Below are 24,820 nucleotides of genomic sequence, written 5' to 3'. Positions count from 1 at the left end.
AATTCATTATGATACAGTCAAAATTAGATTATAACTACTATAATGAGCAGGATCGAATAGCTTTAAAAATTGAAGAATTAAATCTCTCAAATATTATAAGAAACGTTATATCACCCAATCCGATTTGGAAATTTCAAAAGTTACTAAGAAAAGTTGAATATTTTCAAAATTGTAAAAAAGGTTATTTAAATCAAATTTATTTATATTATTTAAAGTACAGATTCAAAACCATTTCAGTAAAATTAGGATTTTCAATACCTCCTAACGTATTTGGACCTGGACTCTCAATTGCGCATTATGGGACAATCGTTGTTAATAGTGCTGCGAAAATTGGCGCTAATTGTAGAATACATGTATGTGTAAATATTGGAGCTACTGGTGGTCAAGTAGAAGCTCCACAAATTGGTAATAATGTCTATATAGCACCTGGTGCCAAAATTTTTGGCAATATTTCAATACCAAACAATACAGCGATTGGTGCAAACGCTGTTGTCAATAAATCATTCGAAAAAGAACATACAGTTATTGCAGGTATTCCTGCCAAAGTTATAGGTGAGGTAGAAATAAACACAATTATAAAGCATGTATAATCAGGAAGGAAAAACACTCAGAAATAGAATTTCTGATATCTATAGACATACCGTTGTCGGAAATTTTATTATGAGACCTTTTTATAAATTATATATATTTGGTTTAAGAATTGTTCCAGATAAATTAATTATTAAAAGAAGTTTTAAAAAGCATATGGGATATAATCTCAATTTAGATAACCCACAAACATTAAACGAAAAAATAAATTGGCTTAAACTTTATGATAGAAAAGATTTACATACCAAAGTAGCTGATAAATATAAAGTAAGAGACTATGTCGAAAACCAAATAGGTCGTAAATATTTAATTCCTCTGCTCTACCATACTAAGAATCCAAAGGATTTAAGACCTGAAAATTTGCCCGATTCCAATTTTATTATTAAAACTAACCATGATAGTTCTGGTGGAGTTATAGTAAGGAATACATCTGAAATAGATTGGGTTTCAACGAGGAAACGTTTTAAACATCTGTTAAAAGAGAATCATTATTATAGTTCTATAGAATGGCAGTACAAAAATATTGAACCAAGAATTGTAGTAGAAAAATTATTAACCTATGAGGATGGTAGTATTCCTGAAGATTATAAGTGTCATTGTTTTAATGGCAAACTAGTATTTGTAATGATAGATTTTGATCGTCATACCGATAAACGAACAAGAAACTTATACGATCCAAATTGGAATTTAATACCTTGTAATTGGGGAAGACCTTATGGCAAAGAAGTGAAGAAACCTTCTAATTTTGAAGAAATGAAATTGCTCGCAGAAACATTGTCGAAAGATTTCACTTATGTAAGAGTTGATTTTTACCTGGTAAGAGGAGCCATTTATTTTGGAGAATTAACATTTCACCATGCCTCTGGTTTCCAAAAATTTTATACACACGAATGTGATTTTAAATTTGGACAACTACTAAATATAAAAAATAATGACATCTAAAATAAAAGTCTTTTTTGTTTTACCTACGCTATCAGCTGGTGGAGCTGAGCGTGTGATATCATTTGTGTCTCAAAATCTCAATCAAGAAAAGTTTGATTCAACATTAATAGTTATAGGATTTAAAAAGGATAATAAATATGAAGTCTCAAATGCCAACACTATTTATCTTAATAAATCACGAGTACTTAAAAGTTTGTTTAAACTGTTAAAAATAATTTCTAAACAGAAACCTCAAATTGTAGTCAGTTCAATTTCAAATTTAAATGTAATGATGGGGTTAATATCTATTTTATTTTCTAACACAATCTTTGTGGGAAGACATACCTTCATTACTAAAACTCCCTCTGAAGCTGATAAATTACAAAACAACAAGATATTAAGTCTAAAATCAGTTTTTGACTACTGGGACTACGGGAATAAAAAGTTAGACTATTTTATTTGCCAATCTGCTGACATGAAACAAAGTATTATAACTGCTTATGGTATTGATAGTCATAAAATCAAAGTAATTAACAATCCCATAACACAGACTAATATCATAAAATCAAATAACCATCATAACCAAACAAGAAAATATATTACTATAGGTCGTTTGAGCAAGTTAAAAGGACACGAGAGAATTTTAAAAATGTTGAGTCAACTTTCTTTTTCATTTCAATATACTATAATTGGAGAAGGATCATATTATGATGAGATTTTTAAAAAAGTAAAAGAATTGGGCTTAGAGCAAAATGTTAGTTATATAAAGTTTACAGATAACGTTTATAAACATCTAATAGATCACGATATGTTTTTACAGGGCTCATTCACAGAAGGGTTTCCAAATGCTTTGTTAGAAAGTTGTGCTGTAGGAGTACCTGTTTTAGCTTTTGATGTCCCTGGCGGTACTAAAGAAATTGTAGAAAATGAGATTAATGGATTTTTGGTAAATAACGAAGATGAATTTTTAAAAAGACTCTATGATGAAAGAAAATGGAATCCGGAAAAAATTAAAGAGTCTGTGAATAAAAAATTTAATGGAAATAAAATACTAAGCGATTACGAACAATTCTTTATTAAAATTGTATAATAAATAGTTGATCATTCTAAATAGATAAAAAATGGGAATAGTAAAACATATTGCTAAAAATATGATTGAAAAAGGCAAAATGTTCGTCTTTCATAAAGAACAAAACGACTATGCTCGAAATGTTCTTAAAACCATTGAAAGGGACAAGGGAAAGCTTGATCCTAAAAACCGAAAATTATGTATAGATTATGCCAATGATACTTTTGGTAGTGAAATTTATGCGCCATGGTTACATACCTATTGTGCCTTCGCCGGCGATTTTAAAGAAGGTTGGATCCCAGATAATTTTTATGGAGAAATTGTTGTTCCACAGATAAATGGAGAGTATGGGCAAATATCTAACAGAAGTGCTTTAATAGGTAAACTGGTAAAGGAGTCTCAGTCTTTAGATATATGCTATTTTGTCAATCAATTGTTTTTAAATTTGAATAATGAAGTTCTAAACGAGGAATTAATAAGAAAACTACTGTTTACTGAAAACAAAAAAGTAGTTTATAAGCTCGAAGATTCACGCCAAGGTAAAGGAATTTATTTTTTTGATAAAAACACATTTCAAATGAACGAAATTAAAAAATTGGGGAATGGTGTTTTTCAAAAATATATAGACCAACATCCCTTTTTCTCTGAATTTACAAATTCATCCGTAGCAACTATCCGTATTACTTCTACTTGTGACCTTAATGGTAATATTGACGTTAAAGCCGGCTACTTAAGGTTTGGTCGAGAGAAAGATACACATGTAAAATCTGATTCTGCCATGAAAATAGCATTAAATATTAAAAATGGTCAGTTATGTGAAGAGGCTTATTTTCCTAATTGGGTTTCAACAAAACACCTCCCAGGAAGCAATTTCTTATTTGCAGGAAAAACATTGCCGTCATTTCATGATTGTATAAATGAAGTTAAAAGAATGCATAATTGTATTCCATTTATTCGATCAGTTGGTTGGGACATTATAGTTGACAAGGATAACAAAGTTCGATTAATAGAATTGAATGGTGGACATAATTCAATTACATTTAATGAGACCATTCAAGGACCATGTTTTAAAGGATTAAATTGGGAAAGCTTAAATAAAACAAAGCCTTAGTATAGTCAAGAAAAATAGAATTACATTATAAATTAAGACTTAGCTAAGCTATTAAACATCAAAAACATTCAAAAAATCGAAGAAATGAATATTTAACACAACTACGTATTATATTTGAATCCAATATTTAAATAAAATACTGTTTATTCCATTCAAAATTTTTTTTTGAATAATTATTCTGGTATAATGAATAAATTATGTCCCCAAATTCAAAACAAAACATTAGCATTCTTTGCATATCTTTAGGAAGTGGTGGAGCTGAAAAGGTTATCAGTCTTCTTCTTAAAAAACTAATAAGTGACTATAATGTGACCTTAGTTATGTTTTATGATGTTATTCACTTTCCAGTTCCCAAAGAGGCTAAGATAGTTGTTCTTTCTAATAAAGGCATAGATCGATCTTTCTTTCCAAAAATTACAGATGCGTTTAAATTTATCATACAATATTACCGCTTTGTTAAAACAAACAATATTACCATTTCTATTTCTTTTTTAGCATTTCCAAATTTAATCAATGGCATGATTTCAATGCTGACAAAAAATGTAAAGACAATTATTAGTGAAAGAGGTTTCCCGTCAGATAATGTCACTAGTAAACTTTCTTTTTATATTTCTAAGGTGTTCTACCCTATTTTCTATAATAGATGTGATGCGTTATTTTCAAATTCAGTTCATATAAATCGAGATTTAAAGGAGAATTTTGATGTAAACATTCCAATGGAGGTCATTTATAATCCCATAGAGATACCTGGGCAAACAATAGATTCGAGTACTTTGATTAGACCTTTTAACGCTCTAAATATTATAACTGCTGGCACTTTAAATAAAAGAAAGAATCAGATTATGGTGGTTCGTGCTCTTAAAGCTTCAAGTCTAAAATATAAATTTTTAATACTAGGAGCTGGCGAATTACAGGGTTATTTACAAGAAGAGATTAGAAATTTTCAGCTCAATGACAGTATATTTCTTAAAGGAAAAGTAAAAAATGTTAATGATTATTTATTAAACAGTCAATGTTTTGTACTTTCCTCGTTTACTGAAGGATTTCCAAATGCTTTAATAGAAGCTATGGCAATCGGTTTACCAAGTATATCAACCAATTGTCTCTCTGGGCCTTTAGAATTATTAAATGAGAATAAAGAAATTAATATTGAAGATGGGGAATATTTTATTGGCAAATACGGTTTACTAGTTAATAATGATGATCATATAGGCTTATCTAAGGCCCTAGATTATTTTCACAGTAATCCAGAAGAAAGAGTAAGGTTTAGCATACTTGGTGTACAGCGCGCTAAAGAATACCGATTAGATAGTATTTATACAAAATTTAACCACTTTATACAGAATTAACAAGACAATAAATGTGCGGAATTAACGGCATTATCGCCAAAACCAATCGAAATAAAGACGACATAACAGCAACCCTTAATGCTATGAATAATTTAATTATTCATAGAGGGCCTGATGAGGATGGATTATTTTCTGAAGAAAATGATCAATTTACTGTTGGTATGGGAATGCGACGATTGTCTATTATAGATTTATCTTCAGGTAAACAGCCTATATTTTCAGATGATAAACAGATTGTTATTGTTTTCAATGGTGAAATATACAATTATAAAATACTTAAATCTAAACTTGAAGCTGACGGTGTAACTTTCAAAACATCAAGCGATACTGAAGTTATTCTTAAGGCTTATGAGAAATTTGGAGTAGCATCTTTTCAATGGCTAGATGGGATGTATGGATTTAGCATATATGACAAAAACATCAACAAACTTTTTATTGCACGTGATTTCTTCGGTGAAAAACCCTTGTATTACACACATACGGACAAAGAATTTATTTGGGCTTCAGAATTAAAATCTATAATTAATACCATTGATTTTACACCAAATATTTCTAAAAAAGGGCTGAACCTTTATTTTAGACTCACCTATATTCCTGCACCACACACTATATATGAAAACATTTTTAAGCTAGAAGCGAATCATTATATCGAATATGATTTGGTATCACACCATACCGCTATTCATAAAATAAATACGGAACCAAAACCAAAAGTCGTTGATATTTCTTTTGAAGATGCCAAAGCTAAAACCAAAGATTTAGTTTATAAGAGTGTAGATAGTCGTTCTATTGCAGATGTAGGTTTAGGTACTTTTCTTTCGGGAGGAGTCGATTCTTCTATAATTTCGCTTTGTTTAGCGCAATCTACAGATAAGAAAATTGATACTTTTTCTATAGGGTTTAAAAAAGCATCCTACGATGAAACTGACAAATCTAGAGTTGTCGCTAAAATGTTAAAAAGCAATCATCATGAATTTATAATTGATGAAAACGATCTAAAGAATAATATTCACGAAATATTGGTGAATTTTGATGAACCTTTCTCAGATACAGCTGCCCTACCTACTCACCTACTCTCAGAAAAAACTCGAGAGCATGTGACTGTAGCATTGACCGGAGATGGTGGAGATGAAGTTTTTGGTGGTTACAACAAATATTATATTGGCAAAATGAACAGTAGGTACTCTAGTATTGTACCAAAAGGACTTCATAAAAGCATTTCAAAATTAAGTAACAAATATCTTATTGATAAAGATGACTCGAGAGGTAAAAAATTTCAGATTAATAAATTATTGAATGCCATTAATTACGAAGGTGATTTTTATTGGAATATTATTTCTCTAGCAAACACAAGCAATCAGTTGTCCGAAATTATGTCTCCAGATTATTATGAAGCCAATATTTTTCAAGAATATAAAGACGTTTTAGGAAAACAAAAAATAGAAACACTTACCGATTTTAGATTAGTCGATCAAATTTTAAGTTTAGAAGGTGGTATGTTAGCGAAAGTTGATAGAACCAGTATGATGACTTCCTTAGAGTGTAGAGCCCCATTTTTAAATAAGGATTTATGGGAATTTGCCAATACCTTACCAGAAAATTATTTAATGAAAGGCTGGAATAAAAAACACATACTGAAAGAAGCTTTTAGAGATCAGTTTCCAAAAGAATTTTTAGAAAAAGGAAAAAGCGGATTTGGTAGTCCGACGGGCGATTGGTTAAGGCAAAGTCTTAGATCAGAGTTAGAAAGCTATATTGAACCCGAACTACTTAAGTCGCAAGGGATCTTTAATGCAGAAATCATCACAAATTTGGTAAAAGATCATTTAGATAGTAAAAAAGACAGCACGTTTAGGGTGTGGAATTATTATTGTTTTCAAAAATGGTATAAATATAATTTCCTTAAACAAAACTAAACCGAAATGACTAAGAAAAGAATATTAATTATTGCGTCATTAGATGGTTCTCTTATTGGATTTAGAGGTGATTTTATAAAAAGCTTAATAACCAGTGGTTTTGACGTATTCACGGCAGCACCACATTTTACGGATAAAAACAGTAAGTTAATTGAAGCTATGGGAGCAATTCCTGTTGAGTTTAACTTACAACGTACAGGACTGAATCCAGTAAAAGATTTTAAATCTATACTCGAGCTGAAATCTATTATGCAAAAAAACAAAATAGATTTAGTGTTTCCGTATACGGTAAAGCCAGTTATTTATGGATCGATGGCAGCCAATATGTGTAAAGTTCCTGTTATTTCTTTAATTACAGGATTGGGTTATGCATTTACAGGTCTTTCTACTAAAGCAAGAACCCTACAACGATTTAACGAAACACTATACAAACTATCCATTAGAAAAAATAAAATAATCGTATTTCAAAATAAAGACGATCACCAATTATTTTTAGATAGAAATGTAATTTCCAAACATCAAAAAGTAGCGTTTGTTAGTGGGTCAGGTGTTAACCTTAACCAATTTTCGTTTAAAGAAAAGCATCCATCAGACCATGTTAGTTTTCTATTAGTAGCGAGATTAATTAAAGAAAAAGGAATTGCATTATATATGGATGCTGCCAAAATATTAAAAGCTAAATATCCTAAAGCTGAATTTCATTTAATCGGAGCACCCGAAACCTCGCCGTCTGCTATTAGCGAGGATGAACTTAATAAGTTGCATAAGGAGAGAATAATTGTTTTTCATGGTAAGCAAAAAAATATTGAAGAACATCTTCATAATAACGATGTCTTTGTACTGCCTAGTTATTACCGAGAAGGTTTACCTAGAACGACCTTAGAAGCCTGTGCTTGTGGAAATCCTATTATTACTACAGATTCTGTAGGCTGCAGAGAATCTGTGAAAGAAGGAGTAAATGGCTTTTTAATAGAGCCTCAAAATTTAGAAGCTTTAATAAAATCTATGGAACTGTTTATTACTAATCCAGAAAAAATTAAAGAAATGGGAATAAACAGTAGGAAATACGCCGAAGAACGCTTCGATGTCGACATCATTAATAACGACTTAATCGGATTAATAAATAAGGTTCTTAATTAAATTTACAATATATAAACGAGCGCATTATGGCGCATTTATAATTTCATCACATGAAACTATATCCAATAGTAATAAAACGTTTTTTTGATTTTTTGGCCGCTTTTGTTGGCCTTATTATTATATCACCGCTATTACTAACATTAATTATTATTTTATCGATTTCTAATAATGGTAAGCCTTTTTTCTATCAATTACGCGCTGGTAAGGATGGTAGACTTTTCACAATTATTAAGTTGAAAACAATGAACGACAAAAAAGACAAAGCAGGTAATTTTTTACCCGTAATGTACCGCATTACAAAAGTGGGAAATTTTTGTAGAAAGTTTTCTTTAGATGAAATTCCACAATTATTGAATGTCTTAAAAGGGGATATGAGTCTAGTGGGGCCTCGCCCACTGTTGCCTAACTATTTAAAACTTTATAATAAAGAACAAAACAGAAGACATGAAGTTACACCAGGTATTACAGGGTGGGCTCAAGTTAACGGAAGAAATGCGATCAGTTGGGAACAAAAATTTGAATATGATGTTTACTATGTTGACCACCAATCTTTTTCATTGGATTTAAAAATAATCTTTATGACCATTGAAAAGGTTATTAATAGAAAAGACGTTAATAATTCTGAGAATAATGATATGCCTGTATTTACGGGCACTAAGGAATAAACTTTATATAAAGTTATATAATAGTTATGTCATTAAAATCTATAATAAAATGTTGAGGCCTGTTTTCGTCATTCATATATTGATGCGATATAGAATGAATATTTTTACCATTGTCTATTAATCCAACACTGTTCCACCCCAAAATATTTGGCGCAATAAAGTCTTTCTTCAAATTATCTGCAATATAACAATACTCTGAAGCTGGTAGTGCATTTTGCATAGCTTCAAAATTAGCGGTTTGTGGTTTTTCTGTACCTAGCTCTTCAGAAATTATAATTTTATCTATAAAGTTTAAAATATTTAAACTTTGCAGCTTAGCCCTTTGGGTTCTAGATCTACCATCCGTGATCATGCCGATTTTTCCATTTTTCGCTCTAATGGCTTCAAAAATGGTTAGTACACCATCAAATAATTGAATATTCGGTTGGTGATTTCGATACATCTCTACTAATAATTCAATTTTGGTATTATATAAATCGGCTATATAATCAAAAGCGTTAATTTTATTCCTGTATAACGAAAACATTTTAGAATACAAAGGTCGCCAATCAGTAGGTTCAACAGATATGGCGATTGCTTTATAAGCAGATTTTAGGTAATCTAGCTCATTATATAAAGTATCGTCTAAATCAAAAACGATGACAGTTTTACTACTAACCTTTATATCCATGGACTAAAATTTCATCATCATATCTAATCATTAATAAATCACTTTCCCAAACATCAAATTTATCATCAATTGTTTTGTCTAACATATACTCTTCAATTATCCACTTAGAGAAATTAGCTCCAGATAAATACGTTAGTGGATAACCACCTCCAAATCTCGGATTTATTTCAATAGCATATATACCTTTATCATCATTATTATGAATAAAAAACTGTGCAGTAAGACAGCCTACCGCACCTTCAATCTCGTTTAAGTTTTTCTTTATGTAATCTACCAAAGCATTATTGGAGGTCAGTGCTTTATAAACTTCCCCGTCTCTAACTTCAATTCTTTTTCTAGGAACTACACATTTCAATTTATTCGCTTTATTATAATATAAATCACAGGTGTACTCTTGATACTCGGTGTGATCTAAATATTCTAGGAACATTAGTTTATCATTATTAAAATGATAGTCCGTTAAGTCGTCTTTGGTTTTAATAATATATGTATCAACGCTCCTACTACCATCTACAGGTTTAATAAAAAGTGGTAATTCAAAATTACTTTTACTATATTCTTTAGCAACATTTACATTATGTGCTTCAAAAAATCGATGTATAGCGCGCTTATCTCGGCATTGAGATACAAAATCTACGGATGAAATAGCAATCTCAATACCCTCTGAATTAAATTGAGATTTATGCTTGGCTAAATCCAATAATTCAGTATCAATAGTAGGTATTATTAGACTAATATTATTGGTTTTACAAATATCTAATAATACATTTATATAATTTGCATCGTTCAATTTTGGCACCTCAAAATATTCGTCTGCAATTTGACAAGCCGCCGATAACATAGGATTAGCATCCGAGGCAAAAACCTTACCGTTAATGCTCGTCTTTTTTATTTCCTTTTGAAAAGATCTTACTAACGAAACTCTGCGTCCTGCCGAGGTAATTAAAATGTTCATGCGATTGATTTAATTGGCATATTATTATAATATTTAACAAATATAAGTTTTAGAATTTAAAATTAATATTTAAGTGACTTAGAAAGACATCTTCCTAATTAATATTTATCAGTAAAAATCTGGCTGTATTTACCTCGTTACTACCTGTTATTCAATGACATAATACAGGTTTGCAATACTAAATATAATGTTATAATTCATAGATTACAGTAATTAACGTAAATATTTGCTTTTAAACGTTTTAATTTTGGTGGGTTCAAGATAAAAACGCATATTTAACCCTTAATTAGATCGTGTCCCAGATCCCTGTTTTGACATGAAATTGAATAGTAATTTTTTTGACTTTACTTAGCAATTTTTTTACTTATGAAACCTAAAATATGGCTATCATCACCGCACATGTGTGGTAACGAAATAACTTACATAAAAGAAGCATTCGATTCTAATTGGGTAGCACCATTGGGACCTAACGTTAACGGCTTTGAAAACGATATACAATCTTATCTTAATGAAGACATTCATGTTGCGGCTTTGGCTTCCGGAACATCAGCATTACACCTGAGTCTTATATTATTAGGTGTTGGTACTGGAGATGAAGTTATTTGCCAAAGCAAAACATTTTCTGCCTCAGCCAACCCAATTGTTTATCAAGGAGCAACTCCTGTGTTTGTGGATAGCGAAAAAGACACTTGGAACTTATGTCCTGAACAACTGGAGATAGCGATAAAGGATAGAATAGATAAAGGAACTAAGCCAAAGGCCATTATAGCTGTGCACCTTTATGGGATGCCCTATAAAGTTGATGAAATAAATATTGTTGCTGAAAGATATAATATACCTGTAGTAGAAGACAGTGCCGAATCTTTAGGAAGTCTGTATAAAGGGAGTAAATGTGGCACATTCGGAGCTTATTCAATATTATCATTTAATGGTAATAAAATAATAACTACTTCTGGTGGAGGCGCATTAGTAACTAAAACTAAAGAAACCAAAGAAAAAGCTGTTTTCTTGGCCACACAAGCTAGAGATGATGCTCCGCATTACTTACACTCTCACATTGGTTATAATTACAGAATGTCTAATATTGTGGCAGGTATTGGTCGCGGTCAAATGACAATTTTAGATAGTCATGTTGAAAAACGTCGATCTAACCATGAATTGTATAGCAACGCGCTAAAAGATAATGTAAAAATCACTTTTCTAAAAGAACCCGAAGGTTATTTCTCTAACCGTTGGCTGTCTTGTATTCTTTTAGATTCTAAAAAAACACGAGAAGGATTGCGATTAGCGTTAGAAAAGGAAAATATTGAATCAAGACCATTATGGAAACCAATGCATCAGCAACCTGTATTTAAAGATGCGCCAAGATATCTCAATGGTGTGTCGGACGATCTGTTCGAAAAAGGGTTATGCTTACCGAGTGGATCAAATTTAACTGATATTGAATTAGATCGGGTAATATCTGCAATAAATACGTATTTTGCAGTATGATAGTCGAATTTCTAAATAAAATCTCGAAGAAATATGCTTCAAAATGGCTCGTTTTACTATTTGATGTATCTATCATAGTAGTAACGTTCTTTATGGCGTATATAATTCGATTTAATTTTGCATTTGAATTCGATTTTATTACTCTATTAAAGCAGATCCCCTACGTTGTTGTGGTTTCCGCAATTAGTTTAATAGCTGTTGGGTCTTACAAAGGAGTTGTTAGATTTACAGGATTTAAAGATATTGTAAATCTTATTATTGGGGCTAATATATTGGCCACAATTCTTATTTGCTGCACGTTTTTTAGTAGAAAATTTATAGGTGAATCTAGTGTTTTAAATATTTCAGGATCAATTATATATATTCATTTATTATTAAATATTTTATTTCTAATTGGAGCTAAATTATTTATAAAGTCACTTTACAATCATATCACACAAGATTTTAAAACCATTTCCAAAGTACTAATATTCGGTGCTGGTAATTCGGGTATGTTAACGTATGACGCCATTAGAAATGATACTAAAAACGGAGTAGAAGTCGTTGGATTTATTGATGATGATGAACGTAAAATTAATAAGAAGATAAACTTATTGAACGTTTATAGTATTGATACTATTGACGAAAATTTTATTAAAAAGAATAAGGTTGAGGAGGTTATTATTTCTATTCAGAATATAGACCCTGCAAGGTTACTTCAAATTACTGGAAGTCTTTTTTCACTCGGACTTAAAGTAAAAATTGTGCCTCCGGTTCAAAGTTGGATAGATGGAGATTTAAGTGTCGGTCAAATTAAAGAAGTAAAAATTGAAGACCTTTTAGGACGAGATCCTATCAGTATAAAAAATCCTGACTTAGAAGAGCAATATGACAATAAGGTTATTTTAATTACTGGAGCTGCTGGTTCGATTGGAAGTGAAATTTGTAGAAAAGTTAGTCTGTATAATTATAAGCGATTAATCCTTGTTGATAATGCAGAGTCTGCACTCTATGATATTCAACAAGAATTTAGACAACAAGGTTTAGAAAAAATAGATGCTATTGTTGCCGACGTACGTAATAGAACGAGAATTGATCAAATATTCAATCAGTATAAACCTAAAATTGTGTTTCATGCTGCTGCTTATAAACATGTTCCTTTAATGGAAAACAATCCGTTTGAAGCTGTTAGTGTAAACATCGGTGGTACTAAAAATGTAGCAGATTTAGGAGTTAAACATAGTGTAGATAAGTTCGTTTTAATTTCTACCGATAAGGCCGTAAACCCAACCAATGTTATGGGGGCTACCAAACGTATAGCAGAACTTTACGTGACTTGTCTTAAAGGAAAAGGACATACCAAATTCATTACTACAAGGTTTGGAAATGTTTTAGGCTCCAACGGATCCGTTATTCCATTATTTAAAAGACAAATTGAAAAAGGAGGTCCGTTAACAGTGACGCATAAGGATATTACGCGTTATTTTATGACCATACCAGAAGCATGTCAGCTCGTAATAGAAGCTGCAGCGATGGGCAATGGTGGTGAAATATATGTGTTTGATATGGGCGAACCTATTAAAATTTTCAACTTAGCCACCAATATGATCATTCTTTCAGGGTTACGCTATCCTGAGGATATAGATATTAAAATTACAGGATTGCGACCTGGTGAAAAAATTTACGAAGAACTCTTAGCGGATGGTGAAAACACCAAAAAAACATACCATGACAAAATAATGATTGCAAAATCAAGGCATGTAGACATCGATCATGTAGAAAAACAAATTAACAAACTTACTAAGGTAAACTCTTTAACACAACCACTAGAAATAGTATCTTCGATAAAATTTTTAATACCAGAATACATTTCTAATAATTCTACCTACGAAGTTTTAGATCAAAAAAAATAAGTCTTTCTTTAAATTTATAAATAAACTCCAATGAATACACGTTTTCTTATTATTTCAATATTAGCTCTTATAACTATTACATCTTGTGCATCACGAAAAAACATTGTTTATTTTCAAGATGAGGCCTTAGAAGAAGGACAACTAACAAACGAACCTATACAGCTTACTTATAAGCCAGATGATATTTTAACTATTAACGTTTCTGCATTAGACCCAGATACGGTAAGACCATTTAATCTGCCAACGGTATCAAATAACACTAGCGACTTAATCACCGCACAAAACTCTACCAAACAACAAACATACTTAGTAGATTATAACGGTAATATAGAATTTCCGGTATTAGGGACTATAAAAGTTGAAGGCTTAACACGTACTGAGTTAACGAAATTACTTACCGATCGAATTAAAGTTATGGTTAATGACCCAATTATTAATATTAGGCTAGCAAATTTTACCATTACCGTTATTGGTGAAGTAGCTAGGCCAGGAACATTTACCATTCAAGACGAAAGTATAACGTTACTTGAGGCGCTGGGTCATGCAAATGACTTAACCATATTTGGTAAACGAAAAAACGTATTATTAATTAGAGAAATAGATGGTGTAAAGAAATTTGCCAAAATTGATTTAACTTCAATAAATACGGTAAATTCAGATTTTTATTATATGCAGCAAAATGATGTTATCTATGTTGAACCTAATAAAGCAAAAATTAGATCATCAACCTACAACCAAAATAATGGAGTCTTAATTTCTGCTATTGGAACATTAACTACAATCATTGCTGTTTTCATAGTAAAATAATTCTTGCTCTCATAATATTTGCTCCTCATGGAATCTAAAAATGTAACTTCTATAAAAGAAATAAAAAAGGTAATCTCCTTATATCTATCTAGATGGAAATTTATTTCGTTTTTTGTAATAATCGCGCTTGCACTAGCCTATAGCTATTTACGGTATACTACCTATCAATACGAAGCGACGGCAATTATAAGAATTAAGGATGATAAAGAATCTCAGAAATTACCAAGTCTATCTGAACTCAATGGCAGTAGCTTATTATCTGGTGGATCAAATACAATAAAAAATGAAATTGAAATTTTATCCTCTAGAACTTTATTTTCCAATATTGTAAAGAATCTAGACTTAAATATTAGTTACTTTCAACAAGGCAAAATAAAGGAGGTTGAAATCTATAAAAATCCTCCAATAAGTTTAAACTTCTTTGCGAACGATTCAATTATACATAAAGTAGATACCACTCTTTTTATTAAAATAAAATCACCTTCTGAGTTCTTAATGTTTAAGGATGACGCAAAATCGCTTATTGATCGCGACGATTCTGAAGGTAAAAGCTTTTCATTTGGAGACCGCATTAAAACCGGATTTGGTGATCTTGTAGTTGTGCCAAACATTGGAAAATACAGTCCAAGAATAGGCAGCAACTTAAAAGTTTCTATCAAACCCACTAATTCTATTGTAGGTAAGTACAGATCTAATCTTTTAATTGCTACAGATTCTGAATCTAGTGTTGTAAGATTGGGTCTTAGAGACAATATTCCTCAAAAAGCAATTGATATTCTAAACCAATTAATTCTAGAATATAATAATGACGTTATTTCCGATAAAGAAGAAGTTGTAAGAGTAACTTCCGAATTTATTAATAATCGTTTAGAACTTGTTTTTAAAGAATTGGAAGAAGTAGATTTCTCTGCAGAACAACTTCAAAAACGAAATAATTTAACCGCACTTGGATCTCAAGCAGATATTTATTTACAAAGTGAAAGACAAAATGAAGCTCAAATAAACAATACTTCTAATACCATTCAACTTATTGATTATATGCAGCAAGAAATAGAAGATAAGAATAAAAGTTCTGATCTTTTACCATCTAATATTGGAATATCGGATGGAGGCATTAATCAAGTTACCAAGAGTCATAACGAACTTGTGGCACAACGTGATAAATTATTAAAGAACTCTACCGAAAGTAATCCGGTTGTTATAAATCTTAACAATCAAATTAGTGCTTTAAAGGAAAATTTAGCGAGTTCTTTAAACAACATGAAAAAATCTAGTGAAATCACGCTTAATAATCTTAATCGTGAAGATGCTAGAATTAGAGGGCAATTGTACACTGCTCCTACTAAACAAAGACAGTTAAGGGATATAGAACGTCAACAAAGTATTAAGGAGTCGCTTTATTTATATTTGTTAGAAAAACGAGAAGAATCCGCAATTAGGCTGGGTATGTTTACCCCTAATGCCAAGGTTATTGATCAGGCTTATTCCTCTTACACTCCTGTTTCACCTAATAAAATGTTTACTTATTTGTCAGCATTCCTAATAGGACTTGCAATACCTGTGGGCTTTATTTACGTTAGAAAATTATTAGATACTAAAATTTATGATAAAGATGACCTGTTAGATGTTCTGAAGATGCCTTATATTGGCGATGTTCCATTAACGAGTAAAAAAACGAAATTAATTTCGAAAGTAGATTATTCACCTAAAGCCGAAGCATTTAGAATTATACGATCTAATATAGATTTTATATTAAGGAATAATAATTCTGAAACCAAAAAAGTCTTTATTACATCTACAAGAGCTCAGGAAGGTAAATCGCACACAAGTACCAATTTAGCGATGTCTATTTCATTTTCTGAAAAATCTGTATTGCTTATAGAAATGGATATTAGAGTTCCTAAAATAATGCAATATCTCAATGAAAAGCCGTCTACAAAAGAAGGTTTAACTGACTATATTGCTAATAAATCAATTAAACCAAATCAGATCATTAATAAAATTAATAATAATGACTATTTGGATGTTATTTCTTCAGGGACAATACCTCCTAACCCATCAGAGCTATTGATGAGTGAGAGAGTTAAAGATTTATTCGATTATTTTGAAGGGAAATACGATTATATAATTGTTGATACTTCAGCGGTTGGACTCGTAAGCGATACATTACTTATTTCAAAATTTGCAGATATATTTGTGTATGTAGTGAGCGCTAATAATGTTGATAAAAGACAGTTGGCTGCGGTGGCTCAACCTTTATATGAAGATGAGCGATTACCAAATGTCAATTTACTATTAAATGGTACTGATTTTGCTAAAAAGGGTTATGGCTATGGCTATGGCTACGGAAACAATCCGAACAAGACGAAAAAATGGTACCAATTTTCTAAAAAATAGTTATTAATTTCAAAATACTTAACGTTGTATGTCTTTATTAATGTTCCATAGTATTGGTTGTGAAAATGAAGATTGGTATCGAAATTGGCTATCAGTATCATTAGATCATTTTGATACTTTCTGCCAATATTTAGTAAAAGAAAATTATAATTCTGTTTTTCTTGACGAATGGTATAATTCTGAAGTCGCAAACAGCAAGCCGGAAAAACAAATTGTTTTAACTTTTGATGATGGTTACTTAGACAATTGGGTTTACGCCTACCCTATATTAAAAAAATATAATTTGAAGGGCACCATTTTTATAAATCCAGAATTTATTGATGGTTCTGAAAAAGTGAGATATACCCTAGATGACGTCTGGAATAAAAAGGTGGAAAGAAATCAATTATCACCACTAGGGTTTGTTAATTGGGCAGAATTGCAAGAAATGGAAGCTAGTGGTGTAATAGATATCCAGTCTCACAGCATGAGTCACGATTTCTATTTTTGCTCTAATAAAATTAAAGATGTATACACAGGTCAACCTCATTATGATTGGATGCCTTGGATTCATAGACCCGACCGAAAACCATATTATAATCTAGAGAATCAAAAAGACTACGTTCCTAAAGGTAGCCCAATTTTTGAATATGATAGAGCATTAAGCTTACGTCGTTACTTTCCGGACGAAGAATTAATAAAATATGCTGCTGAAATTTATTCTAAAAATAAAGATAATGCGATGTTAATTCATGAGTTAAACGAGAAACTTAATGATTACCCTGGCCGTTTTGAAACGGACGAAGAGATGGAAAAGAGGTATCGTTACGAGATTTTTGAAAGTAAGCGAATTTTGGAAGAAAAGCTCAATAAAAAAATTGATTATTTCTGCTGGCCTGGTGGCGGTTATAATAAATTGAGTATCGATTTATGTATAGAAGCTGGTTATAAAGCTTCAACGGCATCTTTAAAAAATAAACCGTATGCCAAGGATTACACAGAATACAAAAAAATTAAACGCGTTTCGATGACTTCGTTCATCTCCACTTCTAAAAACAACTATCACATAAAACGTTCTAATTTTTTGGTGAATCTATTTAAATCACATGAAGGCAAAAGATTTAATAGAAATTTATACCTAGCAGAAAAATTAGGATTTATGATAAAAGAGAAAATTAGTAAATAACCTATATTTTTCTCCGTTTTCTTTCTGACTTTAAGAGTGACAATTCTCTACTAGTTTGACCAGAAACTGAAGTATTCTCTTCTGCTCTACGTATTAAATAAGGCATCACATCTTTTACAGGACCAAAAGGGATGTACTTAGCCACATTGTAACCTTCAGCAGCCAGATTAAAACTAATATGATCGCTCATACCATATAATTGGCCAAACCATACATTATTATCTTGCTTAGAAATATTAAGTTTTTCCATTAGTTCCATGGCCAAATAACAACTCGCTTCATTATGTGTACCAATAAAGATAGAAATAGTTTGTAAATTATTTAGAATATAATTTAGAGCTTTGTTAAAATTATCATCCGTTGCTTTTTTATTTTCGCAAATGGGTGAATCGTAACCATTTAGTATCGCTCTTTCTCGCTCTTTTTCCATATAGGCACCACGAACGATTTTCATGCCTATTTTAAAGCCTTTATTTGTGGCACGTTGATGCAATTTTTTCAAATAGTCAAAACGATCCCAACGGTATAATTGTAATGTGTTATAAACAATAGTTACATCTGTATTATAACGTCTCATCATTTCCTCTACCAAATCATCCGCAGCATCTTGCATCCAACTTTCTTCACCATCAATGAGTACTTCAACATCTTTTTCTTTAGCTAACTTGCATATCGTATCAAATCTATTTACAATCCTGTCCCATTCAGCGTCCTCTTCTGTCGTCAGCTCTACTCCTTCCGTTTTCTTTTGGTATAATTTAAAACGACCAAATCCAGAAGGTTTAAACACCACAATGGGCATCGCTTCTCTATCATCACAAAAATTTATGATTTTTAAGATTTTCTCTAAGGCGCTATCAAATTGGTTTTCTTCTGCTTTGCCTTCAACAGAATAATCTAAAACAGAACTAACACCTTCAGTGTATAATTTATCAATTACTGGCAAGCAATCTTCCTCGTTAACGCCACCACAAAAATGATCAAAAACCGTTGCACGAATTAATTTTTCTACCGGTAAATGCGCTTTTAGTGCAAAATTGGTCGCAGCTGTTCCTATACGAACAAGCGGTTGCGAAGAAATCATTTTGAATAAAAAATAAGCACGGTCTAATTCGGAATCAGATTTCAAAGTAAAAGCAGTACTTGTATTCTCAAAGAGTGAGTGATCTATCATTAGCTAAAAAATATATGCAAATATATTTATTATGAGTTTACTTTTTTCAAAAAAGGAAGTATTTTCACAGCATCAATTCAGATTATATATAATGGATTCCATATCAACTAAAAACGCTACTGTTTATTTTAATTCTGACGTATATTCAGAACTAAATGATTATATAAATACTACAAATCCATCGAAGATATTTGTTCTCGTAGACACTAATACACACGATTATTGTTTACCTAAATTTTTAGAACGCCTGCCGACTGGAGATATCATTATCGAAGTTATGGAAATACCGAATGGAGAAGAACACAAAACTATAGATATTTGTACAGGGGTTTGGGAAGCTTTATCAGAATATAACGCTGACCGCAAAAGTTTATTAATTAATCTAGGTGGTGGTGTTGTTACAGATTTGGGTGGTTTTGTGGCCAGTACTTACATGCGCGGTATCGCATATATTAATATGCCAACTTCTTTGTTAGCTATGGTTGATGCTTCGGTTGGTGGAAAAACCGGGGTAGATTTAGGAGCGTTAAAAAACCAAATTGGTGTTATAAATGAAGGTGCATTAGTGGGTATAGATACTACATTTTTAGACACGCTTCCACAAAACGAAATGGTTTCTGGATTTGCCGAAATGCTAAAACACGGCTTAATTTACAATAAAGAATATTGGAATATTTTAACACATCTCGAAAAATTAGATATATCAGATTTAGATCGATTGATTTATGACTCTGTTGTGATTAAAAATAAAGTAGTGACCGAAGATCCCGGTGAAAAAGGTCTAAGAAAAATATTAAACTTCGGACACACCTTGGGCCATGCCATTGAAAGCTATTTCTTAGAAAATGCAGATAAAACTCCAATATTACATGGAGAAGCTGTTGCCATTGGTATGCTCTTAGAGTCCTATTTGTCTACAAAAATATGCGGCTTAAGTGTCAAGGAATTGGATATAATTAATGAAGGTATTCTTAAAACATTTACTAAAGTAAACATCACTAAAAACGATCAAAAACATATAATCGATCTTTTACAATACGATAAAAAGAACAGTCATGGCATTGTGAAATTTGTATTGTTAGAAGCTATTGGTCAACCAAAGCTAGATTGTGTAGTAAGTAATGAACTTATACTCGAAGCTTTTGATTATTATTCAAATTAAAGATAGCGATCACGTATAATTTCGATATGGTGATTTTCATGACCAATAGTAATTAAACCCAATACTCTTACAGAAAATGGTGCGCCACTCGCCTCTCCTATTTCTAATAGTGTTTCAGAACTAAAGTTACTAAATAATGAAATTGTAGCCTGTCTTACTGTTTTATACTCATTTACAAGATTTTCTATAGTTCTGGTTTCCGCAAAACCATGTTCAACGTAAGAATCTTGCTCAAATCCAACCATTGGTATTTTATCTCGTCGTGCAATACGTAACGCTCTATACGCGAAAATCCGTTCGGTATCTATTATATGAAGTAATACGTCTTTTATAGTCCATTTCCCTGCCGCGTAAGCGTAACTATGTTTTTCTTTTGGAATGTCTGAAAAAAATGAAGCTACAATTTCAGAATTTTGACTTAACCCTTCTACAATTCCGCCTTCCGCATTAGATTTATCTAAATAAGTTTTGTAGTATGGATGGTATTCTTTTTTACCAATTGAATTTAATCGCATAAAATGAAGTTATAAAAAAAGTCCCTAGCTTAAATTACTAAGGACTTATATTAATGTTTTAATCGTTCTACAATTCGTTAAAAATAGTATGCATTAATCGTTTCTTATCATTTAGACTTTCTTCTAAAGAAATCATAGTTTCTGTTCTATAAACTCCATCAATATCATCTAACATAAAAATAATCTCTTTAGCATGCATAGTGTTTTTCGCTCTAATTTTACAGAAAATATTAAATTTTCCTGTAGTTATATGTGCCACCGTAACATAAGGAATATCATAAATCCGTTCTAATACAAATTTAGTTTGCGATGTGTTTTGAAGATAAACACCAACGTAAGCTATAAATGAATAATCGAGCTTTTGATAATCTAAGGTTAAAGAAGACCCTTTTATAATACCGGCTTCTTCCATTTTTTTAACACGCACATGAACAGTACCTGCAGAAATCAATAATTTTTTCGCAATATCTGTAAAAGGAATTCGCGTATTATCGATTAACATATCTAGAATTTGGTGATCAACTTCGTCTAATTTAAATTTAGCCATATTTTATAAAATCTTTAAAGTAAATGCAAAAATAGAACATTTAATTTAAGAATAATATATTATAATTGAATTATTTTAAGGTATTAGTGATGTTTTCTTATTATCCAACAATACGAAATCGATTTCGTTACCTATAGTTAAGGTAGAATTATTATCAGTTTCTAATAGCACACCATGAGCGTCTATTTCTTTGTGACCAAACTTATTTTGTAATTTCGAAATTTCTTGTACAACAGGTATAAAATGTACTTGACCATTTATGAGTTTTTCCTGATACTGTATGGCTATATCAATTAATCCGTCGTCAGTCAGATTTAGTTTGGTATTTCTTATTATAATATCATAAAAACATTTAGAATTTTCGGGTATATTAAAATAATCATCGTAATGATTAGTATTAGTACTGGTTGTAATAACATCAAGACCTTTCATCAAGGCAATAAACATTAAGCGTCGCACTTCCTCCCTTTGATAATCTTCATGGTAATGACCAGCTTCATATAATATAGTAGGAATTCCAAAACGCTGAAACGTATCACCTACACAATTGAGATTAAAACCATCATCATAGCGACCAATGCCATTCGGGATTTCGGGTTGAAGAAATTTACTGATTTGGGATATAATTGCCATGGCTTCTTTTCGATTTGCGGTCAGCGAACGTTCTTCATCTTCTGCAGGAGACAAAAATGAAAGTGTAGCGACATTATTGGTGTCACCAGAACTAAAAATAGTACGTTGGCCGTGAAGGTTAAAACAATAATCTGGTTTAAAGTCTTCATAAACTTGTCGTAATACTTTGCTTTCTGGTTGCGATAAGTTTTGGGCATCTCTGTTTAAATCAATTTTGTTTGCATTGACACGTGTATATTTCTCAGCTCCATCAGGATTTAATATAGGAATGAACATTAAGGTGCATCGTTGCAAAATATTCTTCCCTAATTCATTTTCCTTTTCAAATAAATTAAAACAGTCAAAAAGAGCTTTGGTCGATGTAGATTCGTTACCGTGCATTTGCGACCATAATAAAATTCTAATCGATCCTTTACCATATTTTATACCATAAATAGGTCGTGACTCAACTGAAAACCCTAATGTTGAAATTCTCGATTTCGGAAGTTTTTCGATACACTTTTCTATATGAGAATTGGTAAGATACCGACCATATAATTCTGAATTTTTCACAGAAGGAAATACAAGGTTTAATGTCTCTAATTGCATACAAATAATTTACAGGTTACAAATGTAATCAATTGTAGGTTTACAATTGTAAACAACTAAAAGGTTTACATTTGTTACAAGTTTGAACAAAAACAACAGCGTTGTTGTTTATTATTCTCTCACGCTAAGCAAAATATCTAACACATATTATTACAATGTTCTAAATTATTGTTATTCAGTTTATTGCATAGTGTTTTCAAACCTATTGTTTATGTAAATACAAACTAAATTCTATACTTAATTGAATTAATGAATGCTAATTGTTACATTTGTAACATTTGATATTAAAACTCTATGTTTACAATGATAAAATCTTCTGAATTTACAGAACGCTTACAAAAAATCATAAATTTCTATAGTGAATCAGCGTCTAGTTTTGCCGAAAAAATAGGAGTTCAACGTTCGAGTATTTCACATATTTTGTCCGGTAGAAACAAACCAAGTTTAGACTTTGTTATGAAGGTGCTTCACTCTTATCCAGAAGTAGATTTATATTGGTTAATGAATGGTAAAGGTAATTTTCCAAGCGACCCAAAAATGATAAACTCGTCAAATGCCAGAGTAACAAAAGACGCTACGCATCAAAAATCGTCAATAGAATTACCAGTCTCAAAATCGAATTCAGATTCGGAAATTGAAAAAATTGTCATCTTTTATACTGATGGTACTTTTAAAAGTTATAACCCTTAAAATTGATTAGGCTATTCCTTATCTTTGCGTAAATGATGAATATGAGATTATTTTTATTGCTAGGATCATTACTGATTTTAACTAGCTGCTACAATATAGAGCGCGAATGTGACGATTTTAAAACAGGCACATTTGAATTTACTTACACTATTGATGGTGTTGAACAAACCTCTCGTTTTAAACGAACAGAAACGTTTAATATAGATTACCATGAAGGTAAGGCAGATTCATCATCTATTCGTTGGATTAATAATTGTGAGTTTGTGCTAAAGAAATTACATCCTACCACTAATTCTGAGAAAGATGCTATTCACATGAAAATTTTATCTACTTCCGATGATTCATATACCTTTGAATACAAACTCGCTGTAAAGCGTCCTAATAAACCTTTAAACGTTGAAAAAGGTGTCGCTTATAGGGTAAAATAGATTTTAGTACATACAAATAGTTATTGCGCTAATAAATTAATTATTTAGAGCACCAATGCTCTAAATAATCAGATAATTTTACAGCATCTTATGCTCTGTATTTGTCAATTCCTGATGGTTTGATTTATATTGGCTCAACGATTAACTCACAACAATTATGCTGGATTTCTTACTAACTTCTGAAGCTATTTTAGCACTCCTTACACTAACTTTTTTAGAAATTATTTTGGGAATAGATAATATCGTATTTATATCTATTGCCGCTAATAAGCTACCAGAGCATCAGCGAAATAAAGCCACAAATATTGGTCTTGTTTTAGCTATGGTTCAGCGTATAATATTGTTGTTTTTTGTGTCTTTCTTAGTCGGGCTTAGCGAACCTTTTTATACGATTCAAACTAGTTGGCTATCGATTGGAGTCAGCTGGCAAGCTATTATTCTGTTTTTAGGAGGTTTATTTTTAATTTATAAAAGTACGTCGGAAATTAGAGAAAAAGTTGAAGACCCTTCTCATGACGAAGATGAAGTGAAATCAAAAAAAATCAAATCCTTACGTAATGCTATTGTTCAAATTATGATAATTGATTTTATATTTTCAATAGACTCAATCCTTACTGCGGTTGGAATGACCAACGGATTACACCCCAACCATAATTACACTCTGGTGCTAATGATAATTGCAGTAATGATCTCTATAGGGATAATGATTGGCTTTGCTAATCCTATAAGAAAGTTTATCGATACACACCCAAGTGTCCAGATTTTGGGTTTAGCATTTTTAATTCTTATCGGTTTTATGCTTATTACCGAAGCAGCCCATTTATCGCACGCTGAATTTTTCGGCAAAACGGTTGGCGCTATACCAAAAGGCTATTTATATTTTGCTATAGCCTTCTCACTTTTTGTTGAGTTTTTGAATTTCAAGGCTGTGAAAAAGAAAAATTAAA

23 protein-coding genes are annotated in these 24,820 nt (G+C 31.3%); 17 read left to right on the top strand and 6 right to left on the bottom strand.

What is annotated here, in order from left to right; translation table 11 throughout:
- Nucleotides 1-8 precede the first annotated feature (8 nt).
- From QMA06_RS13555 to QMA06_RS13520, 8 genes are all read left to right on the top strand, one after another.
- A complete protein-coding gene (locus QMA06_RS13555; protein WP_290207415.1) occupies nt 9-590 on the top strand; it encodes a serine O-acetyltransferase in 582 nt (193 codons plus the stop codon).
- Complete coding sequence (locus QMA06_RS13550) at nt 583-1,530, top strand: ATP-grasp fold amidoligase family protein (RefSeq protein ID WP_290207414.1); 948 nt, start codon at nt 583-585, stop codon at nt 1,528-1,530. Before QMA06_RS13555 ends, QMA06_RS13550 begins: the two co-directional genes overlap by 8 nt.
- On the top strand, nt 1,520-2,599 hold the full coding sequence (locus QMA06_RS13545) for a glycosyltransferase (protein ID WP_290207413.1): 1,080 nt from the start codon (nt 1,520-1,522) through the stop codon (nt 2,597-2,599). Before QMA06_RS13550 ends, QMA06_RS13545 begins: the two co-directional genes overlap by 11 nt.
- 31 nt (nt 2,600-2,630) lie before the next feature.
- Nucleotides 2,631-3,689 (top strand): sugar-transfer associated ATP-grasp domain-containing protein, encoded by a 1,059-nt coding sequence (locus tag QMA06_RS13540; RefSeq protein WP_290207412.1) that lies wholly within the window; start codon nt 2,631-2,633, stop codon nt 3,687-3,689.
- 197 nt (nt 3,690-3,886) lie between these two features.
- A complete protein-coding gene (locus tag QMA06_RS13535; protein ID WP_290207411.1) occupies nt 3,887-5,038 on the top strand; it encodes a glycosyltransferase in 1,152 nt (383 codons plus the stop codon).
- A gap of 11 nt (nt 5,039-5,049) precedes the next feature.
- Nucleotides 5,050-6,954, top strand: a complete 1,905-nt coding sequence (asnB, locus tag QMA06_RS13530; protein ID WP_290207410.1) for an asparagine synthase (glutamine-hydrolyzing) — start codon at nt 5,050-5,052, stop codon at nt 6,952-6,954.
- Nucleotides 6,955-6,960: 6 nt separating this feature from the next.
- The gene (locus QMA06_RS13525; protein WP_290207409.1) at nt 6,961-8,094 is read left to right on the top strand and encodes a glycosyltransferase family 4 protein; all 1,134 of its coding nucleotides are present in this window, start codon (nt 6,961-6,963) and stop codon (nt 8,092-8,094) included.
- A 50-nt stretch (nt 8,095-8,144) separates the two neighbouring features.
- Nucleotides 8,145-8,759: a sugar transferase gene (locus QMA06_RS13520; RefSeq protein ID WP_290207408.1), complete on the top strand. Its 615-nt coding sequence runs from the start codon at nt 8,145-8,147 to the stop codon at nt 8,757-8,759.
- Nucleotides 8,760-8,772: 13 nt separating this feature from the next.
- Here the strand turns inward: QMA06_RS13520 and QMA06_RS13515 are convergent, their stop codons facing one another.
- Nucleotides 8,773-9,429 (bottom strand): HAD family hydrolase, encoded by a 657-nt coding sequence (locus tag QMA06_RS13515; protein WP_290207407.1) that lies wholly within the window; start codon nt 9,427-9,429, stop codon nt 8,773-8,775.
- The gene (locus QMA06_RS13510) at nt 9,413-10,384 is read right to left on the bottom strand and encodes an ATP-grasp domain-containing protein (RefSeq protein ID WP_290207406.1); all 972 of its coding nucleotides are present in this window, start codon (nt 10,382-10,384) and stop codon (nt 9,413-9,415) included. The genes QMA06_RS13515 and QMA06_RS13510 overlap by 17 nt, the downstream gene beginning before the upstream one ends.
- Nucleotides 10,385-10,750: 366 nt before the next feature.
- On the opposite strand from QMA06_RS13510, the gene QMA06_RS13505 reads away from it, so the two are divergent.
- The 5 genes from QMA06_RS13505 (at nt 10,751) to QMA06_RS13485 (ending at nt 18,136) form a co-directional block, all read left to right on the top strand.
- Nucleotides 10,751-11,875: a DegT/DnrJ/EryC1/StrS family aminotransferase gene (locus QMA06_RS13505; protein WP_290207405.1), complete on the top strand. Its 1,125-nt coding sequence runs from the start codon at nt 10,751-10,753 to the stop codon at nt 11,873-11,875.
- A 92-nt stretch (nt 11,876-11,967) separates the two neighbouring features.
- A complete protein-coding gene (locus tag QMA06_RS13500; protein ID WP_318036606.1) occupies nt 11,968-13,767 on the top strand; it encodes a polysaccharide biosynthesis protein in 1,800 nt (599 codons plus the stop codon).
- Between the two features lie 30 nt (nt 13,768-13,797).
- The gene (locus tag QMA06_RS13495) at nt 13,798-14,574 is read left to right on the top strand and encodes a polysaccharide biosynthesis/export family protein (protein WP_290207403.1); all 777 of its coding nucleotides are present in this window, start codon (nt 13,798-13,800) and stop codon (nt 14,572-14,574) included.
- A gap of 27 nt (nt 14,575-14,601) precedes the next feature.
- Nucleotides 14,602-16,971, top strand: a complete 2,370-nt coding sequence (locus QMA06_RS13490) for a GumC family protein (RefSeq protein WP_290207402.1) — start codon at nt 14,602-14,604, stop codon at nt 16,969-16,971.
- A gap of 28 nt (nt 16,972-16,999) precedes the next feature.
- Nucleotides 17,000-18,136: a polysaccharide deacetylase family protein gene (locus QMA06_RS13485; RefSeq protein ID WP_290207401.1), complete on the top strand. Its 1,137-nt coding sequence runs from the start codon at nt 17,000-17,002 to the stop codon at nt 18,134-18,136.
- A gap of 1 nt (nt 18,137) precedes the next feature.
- Here QMA06_RS13485 and QMA06_RS13480 read toward each other — a convergent pair whose 3' ends face one another.
- Nucleotides 18,138-19,310, bottom strand: a complete 1,173-nt coding sequence (locus QMA06_RS13480) for a proline dehydrogenase family protein (protein ID WP_290207400.1) — start codon at nt 19,308-19,310, stop codon at nt 18,138-18,140.
- 91 nt (nt 19,311-19,401) lie between these two features.
- On the opposite strand from QMA06_RS13480, the gene aroB reads away from it, so the two are divergent.
- Nucleotides 19,402-20,472: a 3-dehydroquinate synthase gene (aroB, locus tag QMA06_RS13475; protein WP_290207477.1), complete on the top strand. Its 1,071-nt coding sequence runs from the start codon at nt 19,402-19,404 to the stop codon at nt 20,470-20,472.
- Here aroB and QMA06_RS13470 read toward each other — a convergent pair.
- The 3 genes from QMA06_RS13470 to QMA06_RS13460 form a co-directional block, all read right to left on the bottom strand.
- A complete protein-coding gene (locus QMA06_RS13470; RefSeq protein ID WP_290207399.1) occupies nt 20,469-20,987 on the bottom strand; it encodes a DinB family protein in 519 nt (172 codons plus the stop codon). The genes aroB and QMA06_RS13470 overlap by 4 nt on opposite strands.
- A 67-nt stretch (nt 20,988-21,054) precedes the next feature.
- The gene (locus QMA06_RS13465; RefSeq protein ID WP_290207398.1) at nt 21,055-21,534 is read right to left on the bottom strand and encodes an Lrp/AsnC family transcriptional regulator; all 480 of its coding nucleotides are present in this window, start codon (nt 21,532-21,534) and stop codon (nt 21,055-21,057) included.
- 75 nt (nt 21,535-21,609) lie between these two features.
- Complete coding sequence (locus tag QMA06_RS13460) at nt 21,610-22,755, bottom strand: M14 family metallopeptidase (protein WP_290207397.1); 1,146 nt, start codon at nt 22,753-22,755, stop codon at nt 21,610-21,612.
- Nucleotides 22,756-23,058: 303 nt separating this feature from the next.
- Between QMA06_RS13460 and QMA06_RS13455 the strand changes: the two genes are divergently transcribed.
- From QMA06_RS13455 to QMA06_RS13445, 3 genes are all read left to right on the top strand, one after another.
- Complete coding sequence (locus QMA06_RS13455; RefSeq protein WP_290207396.1) at nt 23,059-23,445, top strand: helix-turn-helix domain-containing protein; 387 nt, start codon at nt 23,059-23,061, stop codon at nt 23,443-23,445.
- A 41-nt stretch (nt 23,446-23,486) separates the two neighbouring features.
- Entirely contained in the window at nt 23,487-23,873 is a 387-nt protein-coding gene (locus QMA06_RS13450) for a hypothetical protein (protein ID WP_290207395.1), read from the top strand.
- Nucleotides 23,874-24,030: 157 nt separating this feature from the next.
- Entirely contained in the window at nt 24,031-24,819 is a 789-nt protein-coding gene (locus QMA06_RS13445) for a TerC family protein (protein WP_290207394.1), read from the top strand.
- The last annotated feature ends 1 nt before the right edge of the window (nt 24,820 follow it).

The sequence above is a fragment of the Winogradskyella bathintestinalis genome (assembly GCF_030407435.1).
GTDB lineage: Bacteria > Bacteroidota > Bacteroidia > Flavobacteriales > Flavobacteriaceae > Winogradskyella > Winogradskyella bathintestinalis.
The sequence above is the reverse complement of the archived record's forward strand: the minus strand, read 5'-3'. Positions and strand labels throughout refer to the sequence as shown.